This is a genomic window from Curtobacterium sp. PhB142 (assembly GCF_004341255.1).
In the GTDB taxonomy this organism is placed as follows: Bacteria; Actinomycetota; Actinomycetes; order Actinomycetales; family Microbacteriaceae; genus Curtobacterium.
Map to the genome: position 1 here is coordinate 78,377 of NZ_SLUT01000006.1, position 20,750 is coordinate 99,126.

16 protein-coding genes are annotated in these 20,750 nt (G+C 70.8%); 12 read left to right on the forward strand and 4 right to left on the reverse strand.

All coding sequences use genetic code 11. The features are described from left to right. Window positions 1–190: 190 nt before the first annotated feature. The 10 genes from EDF31_RS12900 (at window position 191) to EDF31_RS12945 (ending at window position 8,954) form a co-directional block, all read left to right on the forward strand. Window positions 191–1,633 (forward strand): sugar porter family MFS transporter, encoded by a 1,443-nt coding sequence (locus tag EDF31_RS12900; protein WP_243650030.1) that lies wholly within the window; start codon window positions 191–193, stop codon window positions 1,631–1,633. Window positions 1,634–1,945: 312 nt separating this feature from the next. Then, window positions 1,946–2,863 (forward strand): 30S ribosomal protein S2, encoded by a 918-nt coding sequence (gene rpsB, locus EDF31_RS12905; RefSeq protein ID WP_131846409.1) that lies wholly within the window; start codon window positions 1,946–1,948, stop codon window positions 2,861–2,863. 82 nt (window positions 2,864–2,945) lie between these two features. Continuing rightward, window positions 2,946–3,773: a translation elongation factor Ts gene (tsf, locus tag EDF31_RS12910; protein ID WP_111086087.1), complete on the forward strand. Its 828-nt coding sequence runs from the start codon at window positions 2,946–2,948 to the stop codon at window positions 3,771–3,773. 126 nt (window positions 3,774–3,899) lie between these two features. Continuing rightward, window positions 3,900–4,619, forward strand: a complete 720-nt coding sequence (gene pyrH / locus EDF31_RS12915) for a UMP kinase (RefSeq protein WP_111086088.1) — start codon at window positions 3,900–3,902, stop codon at window positions 4,617–4,619. Window positions 4,620–4,666: 47 nt separating this feature from the next. Beyond that, window positions 4,667–5,221: a ribosome recycling factor gene (frr, locus tag EDF31_RS12920; RefSeq protein WP_111086089.1), complete on the forward strand. Its 555-nt coding sequence runs from the start codon at window positions 4,667–4,669 to the stop codon at window positions 5,219–5,221. A 65-nt stretch (window positions 5,222–5,286) separates the two neighbouring features. Next, window positions 5,287–6,231: a phosphatidate cytidylyltransferase gene (locus EDF31_RS12925; RefSeq protein ID WP_123294841.1), complete on the forward strand. Its 945-nt coding sequence runs from the start codon at window positions 5,287–5,289 to the stop codon at window positions 6,229–6,231. A 90-nt stretch (window positions 6,232–6,321) separates the two neighbouring features. Then, window positions 6,322–6,870 carry a DivIVA domain-containing protein gene (locus tag EDF31_RS12930; protein ID WP_111086090.1) on the forward strand — a complete coding sequence of 183 codons (549 nt, stop codon included), beginning with the start codon at window positions 6,322–6,324 and terminating at the stop codon, window positions 6,868–6,870. A gap of 60 nt (window positions 6,871–6,930) precedes the next feature. Next, the gene (locus tag EDF31_RS20370) at window positions 6,931–7,908 is read left to right on the forward strand and encodes a lytic transglycosylase domain-containing protein (RefSeq protein WP_243650032.1); all 978 of its coding nucleotides are present in this window, start codon (window positions 6,931–6,933) and stop codon (window positions 7,906–7,908) included. A 12-nt stretch (window positions 7,909–7,920) separates the two neighbouring features. Continuing rightward, a complete protein-coding gene (locus EDF31_RS12940) occupies window positions 7,921–8,223 on the forward strand; it encodes a hypothetical protein (RefSeq protein ID WP_235035894.1) in 303 nt (100 codons plus the stop codon). Further along, window positions 8,220–8,954, forward strand: a complete 735-nt coding sequence (locus EDF31_RS12945) for an alpha/beta family hydrolase (protein ID WP_131846410.1) — start codon at window positions 8,220–8,222, stop codon at window positions 8,952–8,954. The genes EDF31_RS12940 and EDF31_RS12945 overlap by 4 nt, the downstream gene beginning before the upstream one ends. Window positions 8,955–9,045: 91 nt before the next feature. Here EDF31_RS12945 and EDF31_RS12950 read toward each other — a convergent pair whose 3' ends face one another. Further along, entirely contained in the window at window positions 9,046–10,884 is a 1,839-nt protein-coding gene (locus EDF31_RS12950) for a hypothetical protein (RefSeq protein ID WP_131846411.1), read from the reverse strand. A gap of 184 nt (window positions 10,885–11,068) precedes the next feature. Here EDF31_RS12950 and EDF31_RS12955 point away from each other — a divergent pair, with 184 nt between their 5' ends. After that, window positions 11,069–12,811 carry a hypothetical protein gene (locus EDF31_RS12955; protein ID WP_131846412.1) on the forward strand — a complete coding sequence of 581 codons (1,743 nt, stop codon included), beginning with the start codon at window positions 11,069–11,071 and terminating at the stop codon, window positions 12,809–12,811. Then, complete coding sequence (locus tag EDF31_RS12960; protein ID WP_131846413.1) at window positions 12,808–13,815, forward strand: tetratricopeptide repeat protein; 1,008 nt, start codon at window positions 12,808–12,810, stop codon at window positions 13,813–13,815. Before EDF31_RS12955 ends, EDF31_RS12960 begins: the two co-directional genes overlap by 4 nt. Before the next feature lie 89 nt (window positions 13,816–13,904). Here EDF31_RS12960 and glgB read toward each other — a convergent pair whose 3' ends face one another. The 3 genes from glgB to EDF31_RS12975 form a co-directional block, all read right to left on the reverse strand. Next, the gene (gene glgB / locus EDF31_RS12965) at window positions 13,905–16,460 is read right to left on the reverse strand and encodes a 1,4-alpha-glucan branching protein GlgB (protein ID WP_207896213.1); all 2,556 of its coding nucleotides are present in this window, start codon (window positions 16,458–16,460) and stop codon (window positions 13,905–13,907) included. After that, window positions 16,457–18,457 carry an alpha-1,4-glucan--maltose-1-phosphate maltosyltransferase gene (locus EDF31_RS12970; protein ID WP_207896215.1) on the reverse strand — a complete coding sequence of 667 codons (2,001 nt, stop codon included), beginning with the start codon at window positions 18,455–18,457 and terminating at the stop codon, window positions 16,457–16,459. Before EDF31_RS12970 ends, glgB begins: the two co-directional genes overlap by 4 nt. Window positions 18,458–18,628: 171 nt before the next feature. Then, window positions 18,629–20,737, reverse strand: a complete 2,109-nt coding sequence (locus tag EDF31_RS12975; RefSeq protein ID WP_131846414.1) for an alpha-amylase family glycosyl hydrolase — start codon at window positions 20,735–20,737, stop codon at window positions 18,629–18,631. Window positions 20,738–20,750 lie beyond the last annotated feature (13 nt).

Genomic DNA, 20,750 nt, shown 5'->3' on the forward strand with positions numbered 1-20,750 from the left:
CGACTCCCGACCCGCCCACGACCCGACCGCCCCGCCCCGCGCCGACACCCGCACCCGGTTATGACCACATCCCCCACGAGGAGTACAGTCGGGGCCGCTCCGGACCACGCAACGCCGCACGGACGGCGAACGAGCCGACCGCCGGGGCACCGTGCCCACAGCAGCACGGCCGGCAGAACCCAGGAGCATCGTGTCCAACACAGCCACCGGGCACGGCGAGGACCGTGCGTTCAAGGGGAAGGTCACCGCGTTCGCCATCGCAGCAGCGGTGGGCGGTTTCCTCTTCGGCTTCGACTCGTCGGTCATCAACGGCGCCGTCGAGGCCATCAAGGGCGAGTTCGGCCTGTCCGAGGCGGCGAGCGGCTTCGCCGTCGCTTCCGCGCTCATCGGCTGTGCGTTCGGCGCCTACTTCGCCGGTCGACTCGCTGACCGCTGGGGTCGCACCCGGGTGATGTTCTGGGCCGCGGTGCTGTTCCTGGTGAGCTCGATCGGCTCGGGCTTCGCGTTCGCCACGTGGGACTTCGTCCTGTGGCGCCTCGTCGGCGGCCTCGGCATCGGTACGGCCTCGGTGATCGCGCCGGCGTACATCTCCGAGGTGTCGCCGAAGGCGATCCGCGGGCGCCTGGCCTCGTTCCAGCAACTCGCCATCACGCTCGGTATCTTCGCCGCGCTGCTCTCCGACCAGTTCTTCGCCGTCACGGCAGGCAGCGCGTCCGCCGAGGTCTTCGGCCTCCCGGCGTGGCGCTGGATGTTCCTGGTCGGCGTGATCCCGTCGGTGGTCTACGGCATCCTGGCCATCACGCTGCCGGAGTCGCCGCGGTACCTGCTCGCCAAGGGGCGGACGGAGGACGCCCGTGCGGTCATGACGAAGATCGTCCCGCGCGACACGGTGAACACGAGCCTGGAGGAAATCCAGGACGGCATCAAGAAGGAAGCCAACGAGAAGAAGGGCTCCATCCGGGGCAACCGCTTCGGCCTGCAGCCCATCGTCTGGGTCGGCATCATCCTGGCCGTGCTGCAGCAGTTCGTCGGCATCAACGTGATCTTCTACTACTCGACGACGCTCTGGCAGGCCGTCGGGTTCAAGGAGAGCGACTCCTTCCTCATCTCCACGATCACGTCGGTGGTCAACGTCGCGGTCACCTTCATCGCGATCTTCCTGGTCGACAAGGTCGGTCGGAAGCCGCTGCTCGTCACCGGTTCCGCCGGCATGTTCGTGTCGCTGGCGATGGTCGCGATCGCGTTCTCGCAGTCGACGATCGTGGACGGCAACCCGAGCCTGCCCGGCTCGTGGGGTGTCATCGCCCTCATCTTCGCGAACCTGTTCGTCGTGTCGTTCGGTGCGACGTGGGGTCCGCTCATGTGGGTGCTGCTCGGCGAGATGTTCCCGAACCGCATCCGCGCCACGGCGCTCGGTATCGGTTCGGCCGCCAACTGGGTCGCGAACTTCATCGTCACCATCACGTTCCCGGTGCTGTCCGGCTTCAACCTGACGGTCACGTACGGCATCTACGCGCTGTTCGCGCTGATCTCGTTCTTCTTCGTCATCGCGAAGATCCCGGAGACCAAGGGTCGCTCGCTCGAGGAGATGGGCATCTCCGCCGAGGGCGACACGGTGAACGCGAAGGCGTGATCAGTCGCGTCTGAGACACCCAGAACACCGGACAGGAGGCCCGGATCACGTCAGCCGGTCGGCGCGCGTGATCCGGGCCTCCTGTCTGCTAGCATTTCTCCAGCAGTGCGCTGATGCGCGCTGACTTCGCGTGTCCACAGGGTCGTCAACGGTTCGCCGTCTCCGACCCGGCACCCGACCACCGGTCCCGCTCTCACGAGCGGGCGGTCGCGTGCCAGGACACCAGGGATCACGACCTCCGGTCGTGCTCGACACAACCGCAACAGGGGCACAGCACAGCTGCGCTCCGAGAACACAGAAGGAGGACGGCACATGGCCGTCGTCACCATCCGCCAGCTGCTCGACAGCGGCGTCCACTTCGGACACCAGACCCGTCGGTGGAACCCGAAGGTGAAGCGCTTCATCCTCGCCGAGCGCTCGGGCATCCACATCATCGACCTGCAGCAGTCGCTGGCCTTCATCGACCGCGCGTACGACTTCGTCAAGGAGACGGTCGCGCACGGTGGCACGATCCTCTTCGTGGGCACCAAGAAGCAGGCGCAGGGCTCCATCGCCGAGCAGGCGACCCGCGTCGGCCAGCCGTACGTCAACCAGCGTTGGCTCGGCGGTCTGCTCACGAACTTCCAGACGGTCTCCAAGCGCCTCGCGCGCATGAAGGAGCTCGAGGAGATCGACTTCGACGACACGACGAAGGGCTTCACCAAGAAGGAGCTCCTCATCAAGAAGCGCGAGCTGGACAAGCTCCACAAGACCCTCGGTGGTATCCGTAACCTCACGCGGACCCCGAGCGCGCTCTGGATCGTCGACACCAAGAAGGAGCACCTCGCCGTCGACGAGGCGCAGAAGCTCGGTATCCCGATCATCGGCATCCTCGACACCAACTGCGACCCCGACGAGATCACGTACCCGATCCCGGGCAACGACGACGCGATCCGCTCCGTCGGTCTCCTCACCCGCATCGTCGCCGACGCCGCGGCCGAGGGCCTGAAGACCCGTCACAACGGTGGCGACGACGAAGAGGCCGCAGAGCCCCTCGCCGAGTGGGAGCAGGAGCTCCTCGGTGGCGACGCCGCCGCCACGACCGAGGCGCCCGCCGCCCCGGTCGAGGAGAACGACGCTGACGCGCAGGTCGCCGCGAAGGAGATCGGCGAGCCGATCGCCGACGACGCGAAGAACGCGGAGCCGACGGCCGAGGCCGAGGCAGCCGCGGAGACCACCCCCGCCGAGTGACCTGTCGCAGGCGCCGGACCCGATCGGGTCCGGCGCCTGCGTCACCACTCTCCACACACGTACCGTCCAGAAAGGACAGTCAATGGCAAACTTCACCGCTGCTGACGTGAAGAAGCTCCGCGAGGACCTCGGCGCCGGCATGATGGACGCGAAGAACGCGCTCGTCGAGGCCGACGGCGACTACGACAAGGCCGTCGAGCTGCTCCGCATCAAGGGTGCGAAGGCCGTCGCCAAGCGCGACGACCGTGCCACCTCCGAGGGCGTCGTCGTCGCGAGCTCCGAGAACGGCGCCGCCACGGTCGTCGAGCTCGCGAGCGAGACCGACTTCGTCGCGAAGAACGAGAAGTTCACGACGCTGGCCGACAAGGTGCTCGGGGCCGTCGCGGCCGCCGGTGCAGCTGACGTCGCCGCCGCGAACGCCGCCCCCGTCGACGGCAAGACCGTGCTCGAGGTCGTCAACGAGTCGGCCGCCGCGCTGGGCGAGAAGCTCGAGGTCCGCACGGTCCGCCGTGTCGAGGGCTCGGCCTTCGAGATCTACCTGCACAAGACCAGCCAGGACCTGCCGCCGCAGATCGCCGTCGTCATCGCGTACGAGGGTGACAACGCTGCCGAGGCCCGCTCGATCGCCCAGCACGTCGCGTTCGCGAACCCGACGTACCTGACCCGCGACGAGGTCCCGGCCGACGAGATCGCCAAGGAGCGTGCGACCGTCGAGGCGATCACGCGCGAGGAGGGCAAGCCCGAGGCTGCGCTCCCGAAGATCGTCGAGGGTCGGGTGAACGCCTACATCAAGCAGGTGTCGCTCCTCGACCAGGACTACGCGAAGGACAACAAGATCTCCGTCGCGAAGGCCGCCGAGAACGCCGGCATCACGATCCAGGGCTTCGCCCGCGTCAAGGTCGGCGCGTAACGAACCCGTGACGGGGTCAGGAACCAACCAGGTTCCTGGCCCCGTTTTTCGCGCCTCCGGGCGCGACACACACGCGACACATCCGCGAGTACATTTCCACGAGACCACGACGAAGGGTGCGATCAGATGACCGACGAGAAGACCGGACGACGCCGCGTACTGCTGAAGCTGTCGGGAGAGGCCTTCGGGGCCGGATCGCTCGGCGTGAACCCCGACGTGATCGGGGCCATCGCCAAGGAGATCGCCGTCGCCGCGCGCGAGGTCGAGATCGCGATCGTCGTCGGCGGGGGCAACTTCTTCCGCGGCGCCGAGCTCTCGCAGCGCGGGATGGACCGCGGCCGTGCCGACTACATGGGCATGCTCGGCACCGTGATGAACGCGCTGGCGCTGCAGGACTTCCTCGAGCAGGCCGGGGCCGCCACGCGCGTGCAGTCGGCCATCGCGATGACCCAGGTCGCCGAGCCGTACATCCCGCGGCGCGCCGAGCGGCACCTCGAGAAGGGCCGGGTCGTCATCTTCGGCGCCGGCGCCGGTCTGCCGTACTTCTCGACCGACACGGTGGCCGCGCAGCGAGCACTCGAGATCAAGGCCGACGAGGTCCTCGTCGCCAAGAACGGTGTCGACGGCGTGTACACGGCGGACCCGAAGAAGGACGCCACGGCCGAGAAGCTGCACCACGTGACCTACCAGGACGCGCTCCTGAAGGGTCTGAAGGTCGTCGACGCCACCGCGTTCTCGCTCTGCATGGACAACGGCATGCCGATGCACGTCTTCGGCATGGAGGGCGACGGCAACGTCCAGGCCGCCATCCGTGGCGAGCGCATCGGCACCGTGGTCAGCAACTGACCCGCACCGCTGACTAGACTCGACGCCAGTACCGAAGGAGTAACACCGTGATCAGTGATGTCCTGACCGAAGCCACCGAGAAGATGGCGAAGGCTGTCGAGGTCGCCAAGGACGACTTCTCGACCGTCCGCACCGGCCGCATCAACGCGGCGCTCTTCCAGAAGATCCCGGTCGAGTACTACGGCACGCCGACGCCGCTCGCGCAGCTCGCGTCGCTGCAGACGCCCGAGGCCCGCACGCTCATCGTGACGCCGTACGACAAGACGGCGCTCAAGGAGATCGAGCGCGCCATCGCGACGTTCCCGAACCTCGGCGCCAGCCCGACGAACGACGGCGACATCGTCCGCGTGACGATCCCGGAGCTCACCAAGGACCGCCGCAAGGAGTTCGTCAAGCTCGTGCGGACGAAGGGCGAGGACCACAAGGTCGTCATCCGGAACATCCGCCGCAAGGCCAAGGACGACCTCGACGCACTCAAGGGTGAGATCTCGGACGACGAGATCTCGCGCGGTGACAAGGACCTCGAAGCCCTGACGAAGAAGCACGTCGACCAGATCGACGAGTCGCTGAAGAAGAAGGAAGCCGAACTCCTCGAGGTCTGATGCGCCGCCCGGACCAGGGCGGTGAACGCCCCACAGCAGAGCACGGACCCGACCACACCGGGCCCGTGAAGAAGGGGCTCCGCCAGGACTTCGATGCGCGTGCCCGAGCGGCCCGCACCGACTTCGAGGCGCAGCTCCGGCAGCGCAAGGCCGACTTCGGTGCGCGCAACGAGGCCCTGACGGCGCGCACCGGGCGCAACCTGCCGGCGGCGATCGGCATCGCGCTCGCGTTCGCCGTGGTCATGCTCGGCACGCTCCTCATCTGGCCGCCGTCGTTCATGGTCGTGGCGGCGTTCCTGCTCGGCGTGGGCGTCTACGAGCTCACGAGCGCCATGCGCTTCGCCGGCCGGGACGTCCCGCGGATCCCGAGCGTCGCCGTCGCGATCGCGATCGTGCCGGCGGCGTTCCTGCTCGGGCAGGTCGCGGCACTGTTCACGCTGCTCGGTGGCATCGTCCTGATCAGCCTCTGGCGTCTGGTCGAGGTCGCGCTCTCGCGGCAGAAGCCGTCGGCCGGTGACGTGTTTCGCGACGTCACGAACGGTCTGTTCGTGCAGGCGTACATCTCGCTGCTCGGCGCCTGTGTCGTCCTGCTCTCCGCGCAGTCGCAGGGCAACCTGTGGGTGATCGGCTTCATCCTGGTCGTCGTCGCTGTCGACACCGGTGCCTACGCCACCGGGTTGAACCTCGGCAAGCACCCGATGGCGCCGCGGATCAGCCCGAAGAAGACCTGGGAGGGCTTCGCCGGATCGGTCGCAGCGAGCATCATCGTCGGCATCCTGGTCGCCTGGCTCATGCTCGGCCTGCCGTGGTGGACCGGCGTCGTGCTCGGCGTGCTGATCTCCGGGTCCGCGACCCTGGGCGACCTCACCGAGTCGATGATCAAGCGCGACCTCGGCATCAAGGACATCTCGTCCTTCCTGCCCGGGCACGGCGGACTGCTCGACCGCATCGACAGCATCCTGCCGTCGGCCGCCGTCGCCTACGTGCTGTACCTGATCGTCAACCACTGACCGACCTCGATCGACCTCGTCGGCCCACCCTGAGCGCCGCCCTCAGCGCGTCCAGGTTGTGCCACGGGTCGGGACTGGCAGAATGACGCCGTGGCCACCACCTTCCCGACCGCAGCCCGCTCCGCCCTCGGATACGACGTCGACGAAGTCGAGCGTTTCCTCGAGGACGCCCGTCGTGCGTACTCCGCCGACGACAGCGCCCCCGGCATCGAGGCTGCGAAGATCCGCGCCACCGCGTTCTCGATGCGCAAGGGCGGCTACTCGACCTCGCACGTCGACGCAGCGCTGGAGCGCCTCGAGGACGCCTTCGCGGCCCGGGAGCGCGAGCGGGAGATCGGCGATGCCGGGCAGAAGGCCTGGTACGCCGAAGCCCGCACGAAGGCCTCCGACGTCGTGGCCCGCCTCGAGCGCCCGGACGGACAGCGGTTCAACCGGGTGAGCGTGCTCGGCACCGGCTACCACCCGAAGGACGTCGACGCGTTCGCGGCCCGCCTCGGTGGCTACTTCCGCGAGGGCAAGCCGCTGAGCCTCACCGAGGTGCGGTCGATCGTGTTCCGCCCGAAGCACGGCGGCTACCGCGAGGGCCAGGTGGACGCGCTGCTCGACGCCGTCGTCGAGGTCATGCTCGCCGTCCGCTGACGACGCGCTGCACCCAGGTGCTTCGCTTTCCGTGATCGTTCCGTTACCCTGGTCCTACTCATGGGCAGGCACACGGCAGACCACAGCTCCGACCGCGATCCCCGCGAGCACCTCAGCCTCCAGGCTTCGGGTGAGCGCCGCGCGGCACTGAACCGAACCCGTACGGCGGACACCTCGGTGCTCCAGGCGAACCCGCAGGTCCTGCCGGAGACCGGTCCCGTCGCGACGCCGAAGTCCGTCGCAGCGAACCGCGTGTCCGACGAACGCATCGCCGCGTTCGCGCACGAGGCCCCCGCGGCCCAGGTGGACCCGCGTGCCGCGAAGCAGCGCACCGCGACAGCGCAGCAGCCGAGCCGTGGCGCAGCCGCCGCGGTCAACGCCTTCGCACGGAAGCGTTCCTCGGTTCCGGCGTTCTCGTTCGTCGGGGTCTTCCTCTTCGTCGGGGCGTCGCTCTTCAACCCGCTCCAGGCCGACGTCGCGCAGGCCGCGGTCGACACCCCGGTGCTCGTGAAGACGCCGCAGGCCCCGCAGCAGTACACCGCGCACGGCACCTACGGCGACGCCGCTGCCGACCGCGACGGCTACGGCGTGACCGTGCCGGCCCCCAAGGTCGTGAAGCCCGTCGTCGAAGAAGCAGCCGACGACGCCACCACCGACGAGACGACCGACGCCACCGCGACCGAGACCGAGAGCGTCTCCGCCGCGAACACGCTGGCCGCCGTCGCCGCGACGCCCGACGCGGGCAGCGCACAGGCGATCGCCCTGCAGCTCGTCACGGCCCGGGGCTGGGGCACCGACCAGTACAACTGCCTCGTCTCGCTGTGGAACAAGGAGTCCGGCTGGCGGGTGAACGCCTACAACCCCAGCGGTGCGTACGGCATCCCGCAGGCACTGCCGGGCAGCAAGATGGCGACCGCCGGTGCCGACTGGCAGACGAACCCCGCAACGCAGATCACGTGGGGTCTCAACTACATCTCCGGGGTCTACGGCACGCCCTGCGGCGCCTGGGGCCACAGCCAGGCGAACAACTGGTACTGATCGGCAGTTGGGGTGCCGCGCAGCAACCGTCCGCGGCGTCCCCGTGGTCGCGACGTCGAGCCTGACGAGGACACCGGCCTCGACCGGCTGATGAGCTCGTGGAAGCGCACCGAGGTGCGTCGCGGGCGGGAGTACCTCGTCCAGCCCGTCTCCGCGGCCTCGGCGCAGAAGGAGTACGTCTGCCCCGGGTGCGGCGGTACGGTCCTGCCCGGCACCGCACACGTGGTGGTCTGGCGTTCCGACGGGGTCCTCGGCGACGCTGCCGACCTGGCATCACGCCGACACTGGCACAACCACTGCTGGAGCATCGCATGACCGACGACGGCGAGATCCGCTCCGCCACGCAGCTGCCCGCTCGCCGCACCGACGTCGAGCTCGTCACCGACGACCACCTCACCCTGGTCGGGGAGCTCGCCGAACCGGAGTCGCGCTCGGCACGGGGCACCGTCGTGACGCTGCACCCACTGCCGACCGCGCACGGCTTCATGGACTCGCACGTGCTCAAGAAGGCCGCCGCGCGCCTGCCGGCGCTGGCGGACATCGCGGTCCTGCGCTTCAACTTCCGGTCGGTGACGTCGCCACGCGGCACGTCCGAGGGCGTGTTCGGCGAGGGTGTCTCCGAGGGCTTCGACCTGCGCGCCGCCGTCGCCGAGGTGGTCGACCGTGGTCTGCCGACGCCGTGGTTGGTCGGGTGGTCCTTCGGCACCGAGGTGATCCTCAAGCATGCGCTGGAACACGTCGAGGCCGGCACCGTGGCGGGCGTGGTCCTGCTCTCGCCGCCACTGCACCGCACCACGGAGGACGAGCTCGCGCGCTGGGCAGCCGTGGACGTCCCGGTGGTGGCCCTGGTGCCCGAGCACGACGACTTCCTGCAGCCCGACGAAGCGATCGCCCGGTTCGCCGTCGCCCCGAACGTCCGAGTCGTCCCGATCGAGGGCGCGAAGCACCTGTGGGTGGGGGAGCGTTACGTCCGGATCGTCCTCGACGCCGTCGCCGACCTGGTCGTGCCCGGCAGCGCACCGCTGCCGACCCACTGGCCGGTCTGACGGCACTCGCCGGTCCGACGCACGGTGCGTGCCCACCTCGGTGCGGTGGGCCGACCAGGAGGCGCGACCCGCGCCTCCTGGTCGGCTCGCGTCAGCGTTCGGTCGCGTCCACTGCGTCGTCGGCCGCTCCGGGCGCGGTACCGGGTGCGGTCCCCAGCAGGCCGGTCGCGTGCGTGAGCACGCCGCGCAGGTTCTCCAGGTAGCCCGCCACGGCCTCGCGCTCGGTGCGGATCGCCGACAGTCGGTCCTCGGCCTCGGCGGTGATGGCAGCCGTGCGCTCCTCGGCATCGGAGACCATCCGGTGCACGCGGTCCTGGGCATCGGCGACGATGGTGCGGGCGTGCTCCTGCGCGTCGGCGGTGCTGGTGCGCTCGAGGTCGTCGGCTTCCTGCTGGAGCCGCTCGGCGCGCTCACGGGCCTCGGTGGCACGGCGCGTGGCCTCGGCGAGCTGCAGGTTCGCCTCGTCGAGGTACTTCTGCGTTTCGGTGACGGTGTCGTGGTGCTTCTGCAGGTAGTCCTGCTCGGCGTCGTCCCGGCGTGAGGCGAGCTCGGACTCGAGCGTCGTGCGGGCCTCGTCACGCTCACGGGCGACCTCGGCACGGGCCTCGTCACGTTCCTTCGCCAGGTCCGCGCGGGCGGTGTCGATCTCCTGACGGAGAGCGGTGCGCTCGGACTCGAGGGTGTCGAGCTCGGCGGAGCGACGGTCGGCGATCTCGGTGTCGACCTCGGCGTGCTCGCGTTCGCGTCGGGCGGCGAGGGCGTTCTCGTGCTCGCGGTCCGCGCGTTCGGCGGCGGCGTCGGCCTCGGCGCGCTCCCGCTCGATGCGGGTGTCGTGCTCCTCGAGCTCGCGTGCTATGCGGTCGGCGGTCTCCTGCACGAGCCGCTCGTTCTCGACGCGCGTCTGTTCCTCGTCGACGCGCAGCTGCGCACGCGACGCTTCGGCCTCCTGTGCCAGGGCGGTGCGCGCCGAGGCGAGCTCCCGGTCCCACTCGGCACGGGCTGCGGCGAGTTCCTCGTCCACGACCCGGCGGCGGTCGGCGAACTCGCCGTCGATCTCGGCGCGACGTCGGTCGACCTCGGCCTGCAGCTCGGCGCGGCCGGTCTCGATCGCCAGGGCGTGCGCCTGCTGCTGCTCGTCGCGCTCCCGGTGCCACGCAGCACGCCCCTCGGCGACCTCGCGCTCGAGCGCCTGACGGCGGGTGGACTCCTCGTGGTCGAGGTCCTCGACCCGGCGGGCGTGGTCGGCCTCGAACACCGAGCGGCGGTGCTCGGTCTCGCGGTCGAGGTCGGCCGCGGCGGTGCGGGAGTCGGCCGACTCGCGCTGGGCGATCTCGCGCAGCTCGGCGACCTCGTGCTCGACCTGGGCGCGCAGGGCGTTCGTCTCACGGATGGCGACGGAGCGGACCTCGGCGGCCTCGGTCACCGCGGCACCCCGGATGGCCGCGGCCTCGTTGCGGGCGTCCTGGGTCAGCAGGCCGGCTTCGGCACGGGCACGCTCGACGGTGTCGGCGGCCTCGGCACGAGCACGGGTGAGTTCGTTGGTGGAGCGGGTGCGCGCGTCCTCGAGGGTGCCGCGGGCTTCTTCCTGTGCCTCGCGCACGGTGCGGTCGGCCTCGGCCCGGCTCGACGCCCGCAGGCGCTGTGCGTCGATGTCCGCCTGGCTGATGAGACGGGTGGACTGCTCCTCCGCCACGCGCAGGGTCGACTCGAGTCGCGTGCCCAGGCCGCTGTAGGTGGGGGTGCCGGCCTCGTCGAGTTCGCCCTGGAGCTCGGAGACGCGGGACTGCAGGAGACGGATCTCCTTCGCGGCGTCGGCACGGTCGGTGTTCGACTTGATGAGCTCACGGCGCAGGTCGTTCAGTGAGCGGTCGACGTCGTCGCGGCGGTACCCGCGCAGCTCGGTCCCGAACTCTGCCTCGTCGTTCGCCACGTGTCGCTCCTGGGTGCTCGGCGGAGGGCCCGATCCGGCCCGCGGTCGATTGTAGTGGTGGCCCGACGGGGTCGTCTGAGTCCGACGACAGCCCGGATGGATGCGCTGCTCAGCCATGCTCGCTATCCTGAGTCGCTGATTCGCGCGCCGACATCCCCACCCCGGCGCGGTAGGGAGAGTGTTCGTGCGATTCGTCCTGGCGATCGTCAGTTTCGTCATCGGCCTGCTGCTCGTCGCGTTGGCGGTCGGACAGCGGACCGTGTTCGCTCCGCCGTCCTCGCTCGTCGCGGACAGCTCGACCACCAGCTCTGCTCCGGTCACCGTGATCCCCGGGTCGACGCTCAACGCGAACCCCGGCTACCAGCGCATCAACGTGTCCGGCTCCGGCAAGGTCTTCGCGGCGTACGGCAAGACGGCCGACGTCGACGCGTGGGTCGGTGACGCCGAGCACACCACGCTCCGGTTCGACGCCGAGAGCGCGAAGCTGGTGGGCAAGACCACCGGCTCCGAGGCGTCCGTCCCGTCGCCGAAGGGCAGTGACCTCTGGTACCAGGAGTACGACGGCTCCGGGCAGTTCACGGTCCGTCTGCCGCAGGACGTCTCGGTCCTCATCGTCAGCGACGGCACCGCCGCCGCCCCGAGCGACGTCTCGGTCACCTGGCCGAAGGACACCGCGACGCCGTCCGTCGGCCCCCTGCTGGTCGCCGGTGGCGTCTTCGCACTCGGCGGCATCGTGCTGCTGGTCCTGGCGTTCCTGCACCAGCGCCGCGGTCGTGGGCCGCGTCGTCGCAGCGGTGGCACCCGACCGCCGCGCGTGCGGGCCTCGCGCCGTGCCGCCGCCGCCGGTGCACAGGTCCCGACGCGGGGCCGCCGTGGATCGCGCGCGTTCATCGCGGTCCCCGTGGTGCTCGTCGGCACGCTCGCACTGGCCGGCTGCTCCTCCGACTACTGGCCGCAGGGCGGGGACCCCTCGCTCGCGACCCCGACCCCCACGGCCAGCGCGACCGGCGCGGCGGAGACCACCGAGCCCACGGCGGCGACCAAGCAGCAGATCACCCGGGTCGTGGAGCGGATCGCCACGGTGGCGAAGCAGTCCGACGGCGCCCGCGACCGTGACCTGGCGAAGACCCGCTTCACCGGTGCCGCGCTCGACCTGCGCCTGGCGAACTACTCCATCCGCGGCAAGGACTCCGACGCCAAGGCACCGCCGGCGATCTCGGCCGGTCAGGTGTGCGTCGCGTTGCCGCAGCAGACCGACACGTGGCCGCGCACGGTCTTCGTGATCGTCGCCGAGGACTGCGACGCCAAGTCGGCACCGCAGGCCCTGACGCTCGTGCAGGACACCGCGCGCGACCCGTACAAGGTCGCCTACGACGTCTCGCTCGAGGCCGACGCCAAGATCCCGAGCCTCGCGCCGACGTCGATCGGCGCGGCGCTCCTGGCTCCGCAGTCGAAGCTCCTCGCGATCGCCCCGGACCAGGTCGCGACCGCCTACGGCGACATCCTGTCCAAGGACTCGAAGAGCGAGTACGCCGACCTGTTCGCCACCGAGGGTGACGGCCTCCGCACCACCATCGGCAAGGCGTACAAGGACAAGAAGGCGAAGTCCCTGCCGGACACGGCGAAGATCGAGTACTCGTCCGAGGCCCCGGAGGACTCCGCCGTCGCGATCGCGACCGACGACGCCGGCGCGCTCGTCTCCGCCGACCTCAACGAGATCGAGAAGGTGACCCCGACCGCCTCCGGCGCCGAGGTCAACACCGAGGGTGCCGTCAAGGCACTGTCCGGGGTCGACACGAGCAAGAAGGGCATCAGCGCCACGTACGGCGTCCAGCTGCTCTTCTACGTGCCGCCGGTCGCCTCGGATGACAAAGTGGTCCTGCTCGGGTTCACGCAGGGCCTGACCGCAGCGAGTGAGGTGCAATGAGCAACATCCCCCCGACCCCGTCCGGGCTCCGCGGAGCCGTGGACCTGTCGTCCCTCGTCGACCGCGCACAGCGGCCGCCCCAGCCGCCTGCCGGTGCTCCGGCGCAGGCGGGAAGCCCGACCGGTGCAGCAGCGCCGGGCACCGAGGCCGGCGGCGACCTGACCGTCCCGTCGCTCGTGCTCGACGTCACCGACGACACGTTCCAGGACGTCCTGGAGCTGTCGTCCGTGGTGCCGGTCATCGTCGACATCTGGGCCGAGTGGTGCGGGCCGTGCAAGCAGCTCTCGCCGATCCTCGAGCAGCTGACCGCCGAGTACGGCGGGCGCGTGCTGCTCGCCAAGGTGGACGCCGACACGAACCCGCAGCTCGTGCAGGCGTTCCAGGCACAGTCGATCCCGACCGTGGCCGCGCTGATCGGCGGACGCCCGCTCGGGCTCTTCGTCGGCGCGCTGCCCGAGGCGCAGGTCCGCGACGTCTACGAGCAGGTCCTCCAGGCAGCCGAGCAGAACGGCGTCTCCGGTCGCGTCACCGTGGACGGTGCCGCCGCGCCCGAGGACACCGCCGAGCAGGGTGAGCCGGAACCGGAAGCGCTGCCGCCGCACCACCAGGCCGCGTACGACGCGATCGAGCAGGGCGACTACGCCACGGCGATCACCGAGTACAAGACCGCGATCCTGCAGGACCCGCACGACCAGATGGCCGTCGCGGGGCTCGCGCAGGTGTCGCTTCTGGACCGGTTGAACGGCCACACCGCCGACGACATCCGTGCCGCCGCCGGTGCGGGTCCGAAGGACGTCCAGGCGCAGCTCGCGGTCGCCGACCTCGACATCTCCGGTGGCCATGTCGAGGACGCCTTCGGACGCCTGCTCGACCTGGTGCCGACGGTGTTCGGCGAGGACCGTGAGGCCCTGCGCGTCCGCCTGGTCGAGTACTTCGAGCTCATCGGGACCGACGACCCGCGCGTGGTCGCGGCCCGCCGTCGCCTGGCGAGTGCCCTGTACTAGACGCCTGCAACGAGCAGACGGGAGGCCCGGTGCCAGCTGGCACCGGGCCTCCCGTCCGTCTGCGGCCGCGTCCAGGACGCGGGCCACAGCTAGCGCTCGAGCTTGAGCCAGACAGCCCCGAGCGGCGGCACCACGAGGTGCGCCGATGCGGGTCGGCCGGCCCACGGGGTGTCCTCGGCGGTGACGACTCCGAGGTTGCCGACACCGGAGCCGCCGTACTCCGCGGCGTCGGTGTTGAGCACCTCGTGCCACTCGCCGGCGCTCGGCAGGCCGAACCGACGCTCCACGGGCACGCCCGAGAAGTTCACGAACACCGCCAGCCGGTCGTCGCCGTCCTTGCGCAGGAACCCGAGCGTCGAGTGGGGTGCGTCGCCGCCCTCGATCCACTCGAAGCCGTCGGCCGTGCTGTCGTGCGTCCAGAGCGCGGGCGTGTCCTTGTACACCCGGTTCAGGGCGGCGACGAGGTCCTGCACGCCGCGGTGCCCGGGCTGGTCGAGGAGCCACCAGTCGAGCCCCTTCGCCTCGGACCACTCTGCGGGCTGGGCGAACTCCTGCCCCATGAAGAGCAGCTGCTTGCCGGGGTGCGCCCACATGAACGCCAGGTAGGCCCGGACGTTCGCGAGCTTCTGCCACTCGTCGCCGGGCATCTTGCCGTAGAGGGAACCCTTGCCGTGCACGACCTCGTCGTGGCTGATCGGCAGGGTGAACTGCTCACTGAAGGCGTACACGAGCGAGAAGGTGATCTCGTCGTGGTGGTAGCTGCGGTACGCGGGGTCGCGCTGCACGTACTCCAGCGAGTCGTGCATCCAGCCCATGTTCCACTTCTGGCCGAACCCGAGACCACCGGCGCTGGTCGGCTGGGTCACGCCGGGCCACGAGGTGCTCTCCTCGGCGATCATGACGATGCCCGGGTAGCGCTTGTAGGCGGTGGCGTTCGTCTCCTGCAGGAACGCGACGGCGTCCAGGTTCTCGCGGCCGCCGTGGATGTTCGGCAGCCAGTCGGTGCGGGAGTAGTCGAGGTACAGGATCGAGGCGACGGCGTCGACGCGCAGGCCGTCGATGTGGAACTCCTCGAGCCAGTACAGGGCGTTGGCGACCAGGAAGTTCCGGACCTGCGGCTGCCCGAAGTCGAACACGTAGGTGCCCCAGTCGAGCTGCTCGCCGCGGCGGGGGTCCGGGTGCTCGAACAGTGCGTGGCCGTCGAAGCGTCCGAGTGCCCACTCGTCCTTCGGGAAGTGTCCGGGGACCCAGTCCATGATCACGCCGATGCCAGCGGAGTGCAGGCGGTCGATCAGGTACCGCAGGTCGTCGGGGGAGCCGTAGCGTGCGGTCGGCGCGTAGTACCCGGTGACCTGGTAGCCCCACGAGCCGCCGAACGGGTGCTCGGCGAGCGGCAGGAACTCCACGTGCGTGAAGCCCGTGTACTGCACGTGCCCGATGAGCTGGTCGGCGACCTCGCGGTACGACAGCCCGGGGCGCCACGAGCCGAGGTGGACCTCGTAGACGCTCATCGGCGCATCGTGCGTGGTCGTCTCCGCGCGGCGTTCCATCCAGGCGCGGTCGCCCTCGGACCACGTGTAGCTCGACTCGGTGATCACCGAGGCGGTGGCCGGGGCGATCTCGGCCTCGCGGGCGAACGGGTCCGCGCGCTCGACCCAGCCGGAGTCGGTGAGGATCTGGAACTTGTACCGCTGCCCCGCGACGGCTCCGGGCCAGAACAGCTCCCAGACGCCGAGGTCGCTCAGGCGGCGCATCGCGGTGGTGCGGCCTTCCCAGCCCTCGAAGTCGCCGATGACGCGCACGGCGGTGGCTCGGGGTGCCCACACGGAGAACGCGACGCCGTCGACGCCGTCGATCGTGCGGACGTGCGCGCCGAGGTGGTGCCAGAGCTGCTCGTCGCGGCCCTCACCGAACAGGTGCAGGTCGAGCTCGCCGAGCGTCGGGGCGAACCGGTACGCGTCGTCGGTCGTCCAGGTGGCGTCGTCCTCTTCCGAGGACTCGTCGAAGTCGTAGTCGGCCTCGACCCGGTAGCGCCCGAGCTCCTCGGCGGTGGCACCGGCCCAGAGACCGTCGCCCTCGTGGGTCAGCTCGACGTCGTCGCCGTCGAGCCGGACGAGCCGGACCGCCTGCGCCAGGTGGCGCACCACGCGGACGCTCGTGCCACCGTCGACGGCGTGCGGGCCGAGGACGTCGTGGGGCTGGGACCAGCGGCCCTCGGCGACCTGTTGGCGCAGCCACTGCTCGACCGGAGCCGGGCGCGGGCCCGTGCTGTCGGCGGTGGCGGGCTCGGGAGCCGGCGGCGTCGGGAGGGCGGTCGACGGCGCAACGGTGGACGGGCCTCCGGTCGGAGCGCCCGAGGACGCGACGGCGTCGACGGACGGTACCCACGGGTGCGTCGCGTCGGCGGGGTGCCCCGCCAGCGTGGCGGACTCGGCGACCCCGCGGTCGGGCGCCTCGCGCGGTGCAGCGGGAGCGCCTGGCAGGTCCTCGTCGGGGGCGGAGACCCGCGGCTCGTAGCGCGGCTCCGGCTTTGCGTCGGACGGCGTCCGCGCGGGCACGGGCGGCGGCGGGGGCGGGACCGGCGGCACGGCGGGGCCGCGGCGCGACGGCGGGGTCGGCTGGGGTGCGGTCGGGTCGTTCGTCATCGGTGTAGTCCTTCCACGACGAGCAGGTGCACGGGTTCCTGGAACGCGTCCAGGCGGACGTAGTTCGACGCGCCCCAGACCCAGCGCTGACCGGTCACGACGTCACGGACGTCGAACCGGCTGTCGGCCGGCAGACCGAGCGCAGCGAGGTCCAGGTGCACGGTGGTCTCACGCGCCGAGTGCGGGTCGACGTTCGCGACGACGATCACGGTGTCGGCGTGCCCGGAGCGGATGAACTCGCCGGACAGGTGCTTCGAGTACACGACGGTCGCCGGGTCGTCGGCGGCGTGCACGTGCAGGTTCCGCAGCTGGCGGAGCGCGGGGTGCGCGGCACGGAGCCGGTTGAGCATCGTCACGTACGGGGCGAGTGACGCGCCCTCGGCCTCGGCCAGGGCGAAGTCACGCGGCTTGTACTCGTACTTCTCGTTGTCGATGTTCTCTTCCGAGCCCGGTCGGGCGACGTCCTCGAACAGCTCGTACCCGGAGTACATGCCCCACGTCGGGGCGCCCGTCGCAGCGAGCGCGGCACGTACCTTGTAGCCGGCGCGGCCGCCGAACTGCAGGTACTCGGTGAGGATGTCCGGCGTGTTCACGAACAGGTTCGGGCGCAGGTAGTCGCTCGTCTCGTGCGACAGCTCCTCGAAGTAGGACTCGATCTCTTCCTTCGTGTTCCGCCACGTGAAGTACGAGTACGACTGCTGGAACCCGACCTCTGCCAGTGCGCGCATCATCGCCGGCCGGGTGAACGCCTCGGCCAGGAACACGGTGTCCGGGTGCTCGTCGCGGACTTCGCGGATGACGCGCTCCCAGAACCAGAGCGGCTTGGTGTGCGGGTTGTCGACCCGGAAGATCCGGATGCCGAAGTCGATCCAGTGCCGCAGGACGCGCAGGACCTCGGCGACCAGGCCCTCGGGGTCGGAGTCGAACTGGATCGGGTAGATGTCCTGGTACCGCTTCGGCGGGTTCTCGGCCGTGGCGATCGAGCCGTCGGCGCGCTGCGTGAACCAGTTCGGGTGCTCGGTGACCCAGGGGTGGTCGGGGGAGCACTGGAGCGCGAAGTCGAGCGCCACTTCCATGCCGGTGTTCTTCGCGGTCTCGACGAAGTCGCGGAAGTCTTCCTCGGACCCGAGGTCGGGGTGGATGGCGTCGTGCCCGCCCTCGGGGGAGCCGATCGCCCAGGGGCTGCCGGGGTCGTGCGGCCCCGGGGTGAGCGTGTTGTTCGGGCCCTTGCGCGCAGTCGTGCCGATCGGGTGGATCGGCGGCAGGTAGACGACGTCGAAGCCCATCCGGGCGACGGCGGGCAGGCGGCGGGCCGAGGTGCGGAAGTCGCCGCTCTTCCACGAGCCGTCCGGGTTCTTCTTCGCGCCTTCGCTGCGGGGGAAGAACTCGTACCAGGCACCGACGCCGGCACGGGTGCGTTCGACGTCGAGCAGCTGCGTCGGGGAGTGCGTCCGGAGCGAGGTGAGCGGGGCTTCCTCGACCTCGGCCACGATGCGCGGGTCGTCGACGGCGGCCAGGCGCTCGGCCGGGTCGAGGTCGGTGTCGCGCACCTTCGCTGCCGCACGGGTGGCGGCAGGGGAGTCGGTCTCGTCGGCGAGGCGGTCGAGCAGCAGGGCGCCGTCGAGGAGCGTCGCCTCGGTGTCCACCCCGGCCGCGATCTTCAGCCGTGCGGCGTGCAGCCACGTGGCCCAGTCGTCGGAGTAGGACTCGAAATGCCAGGTCCAGACGCCGACGTGGTCGACCTGGACGGTCGCCTCGTACCGGTCGGTCCCGGGCGCGCCGAGGGCCAGGGGGACGGTCCTGGTGCCCCCGTCCGGGCGTTCGAGGACGAGGTCGGCGCCGATGATGCCGTGTCCTTCTCGGAAGACGGTCGCACCGAACGTGATCACCTCGCCGTCGAACGCCTTGCCGGGGAACCCGTTCGGCGTCCTCGGGGCGAGTTCGGTGATCGGGATGCGCCCGATCTTCGGTCGGCGGGGTCGGTCTGCGGTGGCCACGGAGCCGACGCTACCCGGCGAGCGCCTCCGCGTTCCCCGGAATCCGCCCCCTGTGGACGGTCGGGCGCGCCGTGGACCTGTGGAGGGGCCGGACGGGAGGCCCGTGGCGGGGCCGCCACGGGCCTCCCGTCCGCCCGCTGGTCACGTGCCGGGCGCGGGCCGGATCGCGCGCTACGCCGGCTCGAACAGGTGGATGCCGGGGCCGTAGGCGGTGAACACCTGACCGGCGGGGCGGAGCCGCTCGTGGTCACGGTGCTTCTCGCTCGACCACGCGAGGCGGTAGCCGAGCACGTCCTCGCGCACCGGCAGCGTCAGGTCACGTGTGCGCCCGCTGCCGTGCACCACGACCAGCACGCGGTCGTACGGCTCGTGCTCGGGCGTCGACTCGGCGAAGTACTGCAGGACGCGGTGCACCGGCTGGTCCCAGCCCTCGATGGTCATCGGGTGCCCGTCCGGCCCGTACCAGGACATCCGCGAGGCACCCGGGGTCTCCTGCCCCTCGACGCCGAAGCGCGTCGGCCGGAGTGCGGGGTGCGCCTGCCGGAACCGGGCGAGCGCGGCGACGGCCTCGGTCATCGACTCGGCGTCCTCGTCGTCGGACCAGTCCACCGGGGTGAGATCGTCGGACACGACGTACGCGTTGTTGTTGCCGTGCTGCGTGCGGCTCCGCTCGTCACCCGCGGTGAGCATCGGCACGCCGGCGGAGAGCAGCAGCGTCGCCGCGAGGTTCCGCATCGACCGGCCGCGCGCTGCCCGGACGCCGCGGTCGGCGGTGTCGCCCTCGATGCCGTGGTTGAACGAGCGGTTGTCGTTCGAACCGTCGCGGTTCTCCTCGCCGTTCGCCGCGTTGTGCTTGCCGTCGTACGACACCAGGTCGAGCAGGGTGAAGCCGTCGTGGGCGGTGACGAAGTTGACGCTCGCGAGCGGACCGCGGTCGGCGCCGAAGACGTGGCGCGAGCCGGTCAGGGCGCCGGCGAGGGCGCCGATGCCGGTGCGGGGCATGCCGTTGCGGCGTTCCTCGGCGATGTCCGTCAGCCAGAACTGGCGGACCGTGTTGCGGAAGCCGTCGTTCCACTCGCTGGTCCGGTCGCCGGCCGCGCCGAACGAGCCGGTCTTCCAACCATCGGGTCCGACGTCCCACGGCTCGGCGATGACCAGGGTGTCCTGCAGGTCGGGGTGGTTCCGGATCCGCTCGAGCAGCGGGTGCTGCGGATCGAAGACGTGGTGGGCGTCGCGGGCGAGCGCGGCCATCAGGTCGAAGCGGAAGCCGTCGACCTGCACCTCGCGGGCCCAGTAGACCAGGCTGTCGACGATCAGGTCGGCGGTGGACTCCACCGAGGTGTCCAGGGTGTTCCCGCAGCCGGTGGTGTCGTAGTAGGTGTCCCGGAACGGCGGTTCCCCCGTGGCCCACCGGTACCGGTTCGCGCCGTCGATGCCGCGCAGGCTGGTGGTGGGTCCGCCGAGGCCCTCCTCCGCCGTGTGGTTGTAGACGACGTCGAGCACCACCTGGATGCCCGCTTCGTGCAGCAGTCGGACCATGCCCTTGAACTCCCGCAGGACCGCGGACGCGCCCTCAGCCCGTGCGGGTGCGGAGGCGTGCGCGGCGTGCGGCGCGAAGAACCCGAGCGTGTTGTAGCCCCAGGCGTTCTCGCGACCGGCGTCCCGCAGCCAGTTCTCGGTGTCGAAGGCCTGCACCGGCAGGAGCTCGAGCGTCGTGACACCGATGCGGTGCAGGCGCGCGATGGTGCTCTCGTGCGCCACCCCGGCGTACGTGCCACGGAGGTGCTCCGGCAGGTGCGGGTTCGCGGCGGTCAGGGTGCGGACGTTCGCCTCGTAGACCACGGCGCGGTCGAGCGGGACGGTCGGCTTGACGACGCCGCCCCAGTCGAAGGCGTCGTCCACGACGACGCTCGTCCAGCGGGGTGTGCCGGGTCCGGTGCCGGGTCCGGACCCGGTGTCGGGACCGGACTCGTTCGCTCCGGTCGGTGCGATGCCGCGGGCGTACGGGTCGAGCAGGGGCCGTGTCGGCTCGAACTCGTTCCGCGGTCCGACGGGCCCGTCGACGAGCAGGTGGTACCGGTCACCCGGGGCGGCGCCGGGGGTCTCGGCCGTCCACAGGTCGGTCGCCGGCAGCCGCTCGAGCGGGTACCGGACCGGCTGCCCGTCCGCTCGCTCGACGACCACGAGGACGGCCGTGGCGGTGGCGGACCGCAGGGAGTACCGCGGGACGTCGGCCCCGAGGTCGAACCCCGGCGTGTGGTCGATCGCTGTCTCGTGCACGCGTCAAGGGTAC

What these genes read in the sequence shown, in the direction of transcription:
- EDF31_RS20370 (WP_243650032.1), top strand. Translation starts at nt 6,931, where the DNA reads ATGGGCAGGCACACGGCAGACCACAGCTCCGACCGCGATCCCCGCGAG.
- glgB (WP_207896213.1), bottom strand. Translation starts at nt 16,460, where the DNA reads ATGACGAACGACCCGACCGCACCCCAGCCGACCCCGCCGTCGCGCCGC.
- rpsB (WP_131846409.1), top strand. Translation starts at nt 1,946, where the DNA reads ATGGCCGTCGTCACCATCCGCCAGCTGCTCGACAGCGGCGTCCACTTC.
- pyrH (WP_111086088.1), top strand. Translation starts at nt 3,900, where the DNA reads ATGACCGACGAGAAGACCGGACGACGCCGCGTACTGCTGAAGCTGTCG.
- EDF31_RS12945 (WP_131846410.1), top strand. Translation starts at nt 8,220, where the DNA reads ATGACCGACGACGGCGAGATCCGCTCCGCCACGCAGCTGCCCGCTCGC.
- EDF31_RS12960 (WP_131846413.1), top strand. Translation starts at nt 12,808, where the DNA reads ATGAGCAACATCCCCCCGACCCCGTCCGGGCTCCGCGGAGCCGTGGAC.
- tsf (WP_111086087.1), top strand. Translation starts at nt 2,946, where the DNA reads ATGGCAAACTTCACCGCTGCTGACGTGAAGAAGCTCCGCGAGGACCTC.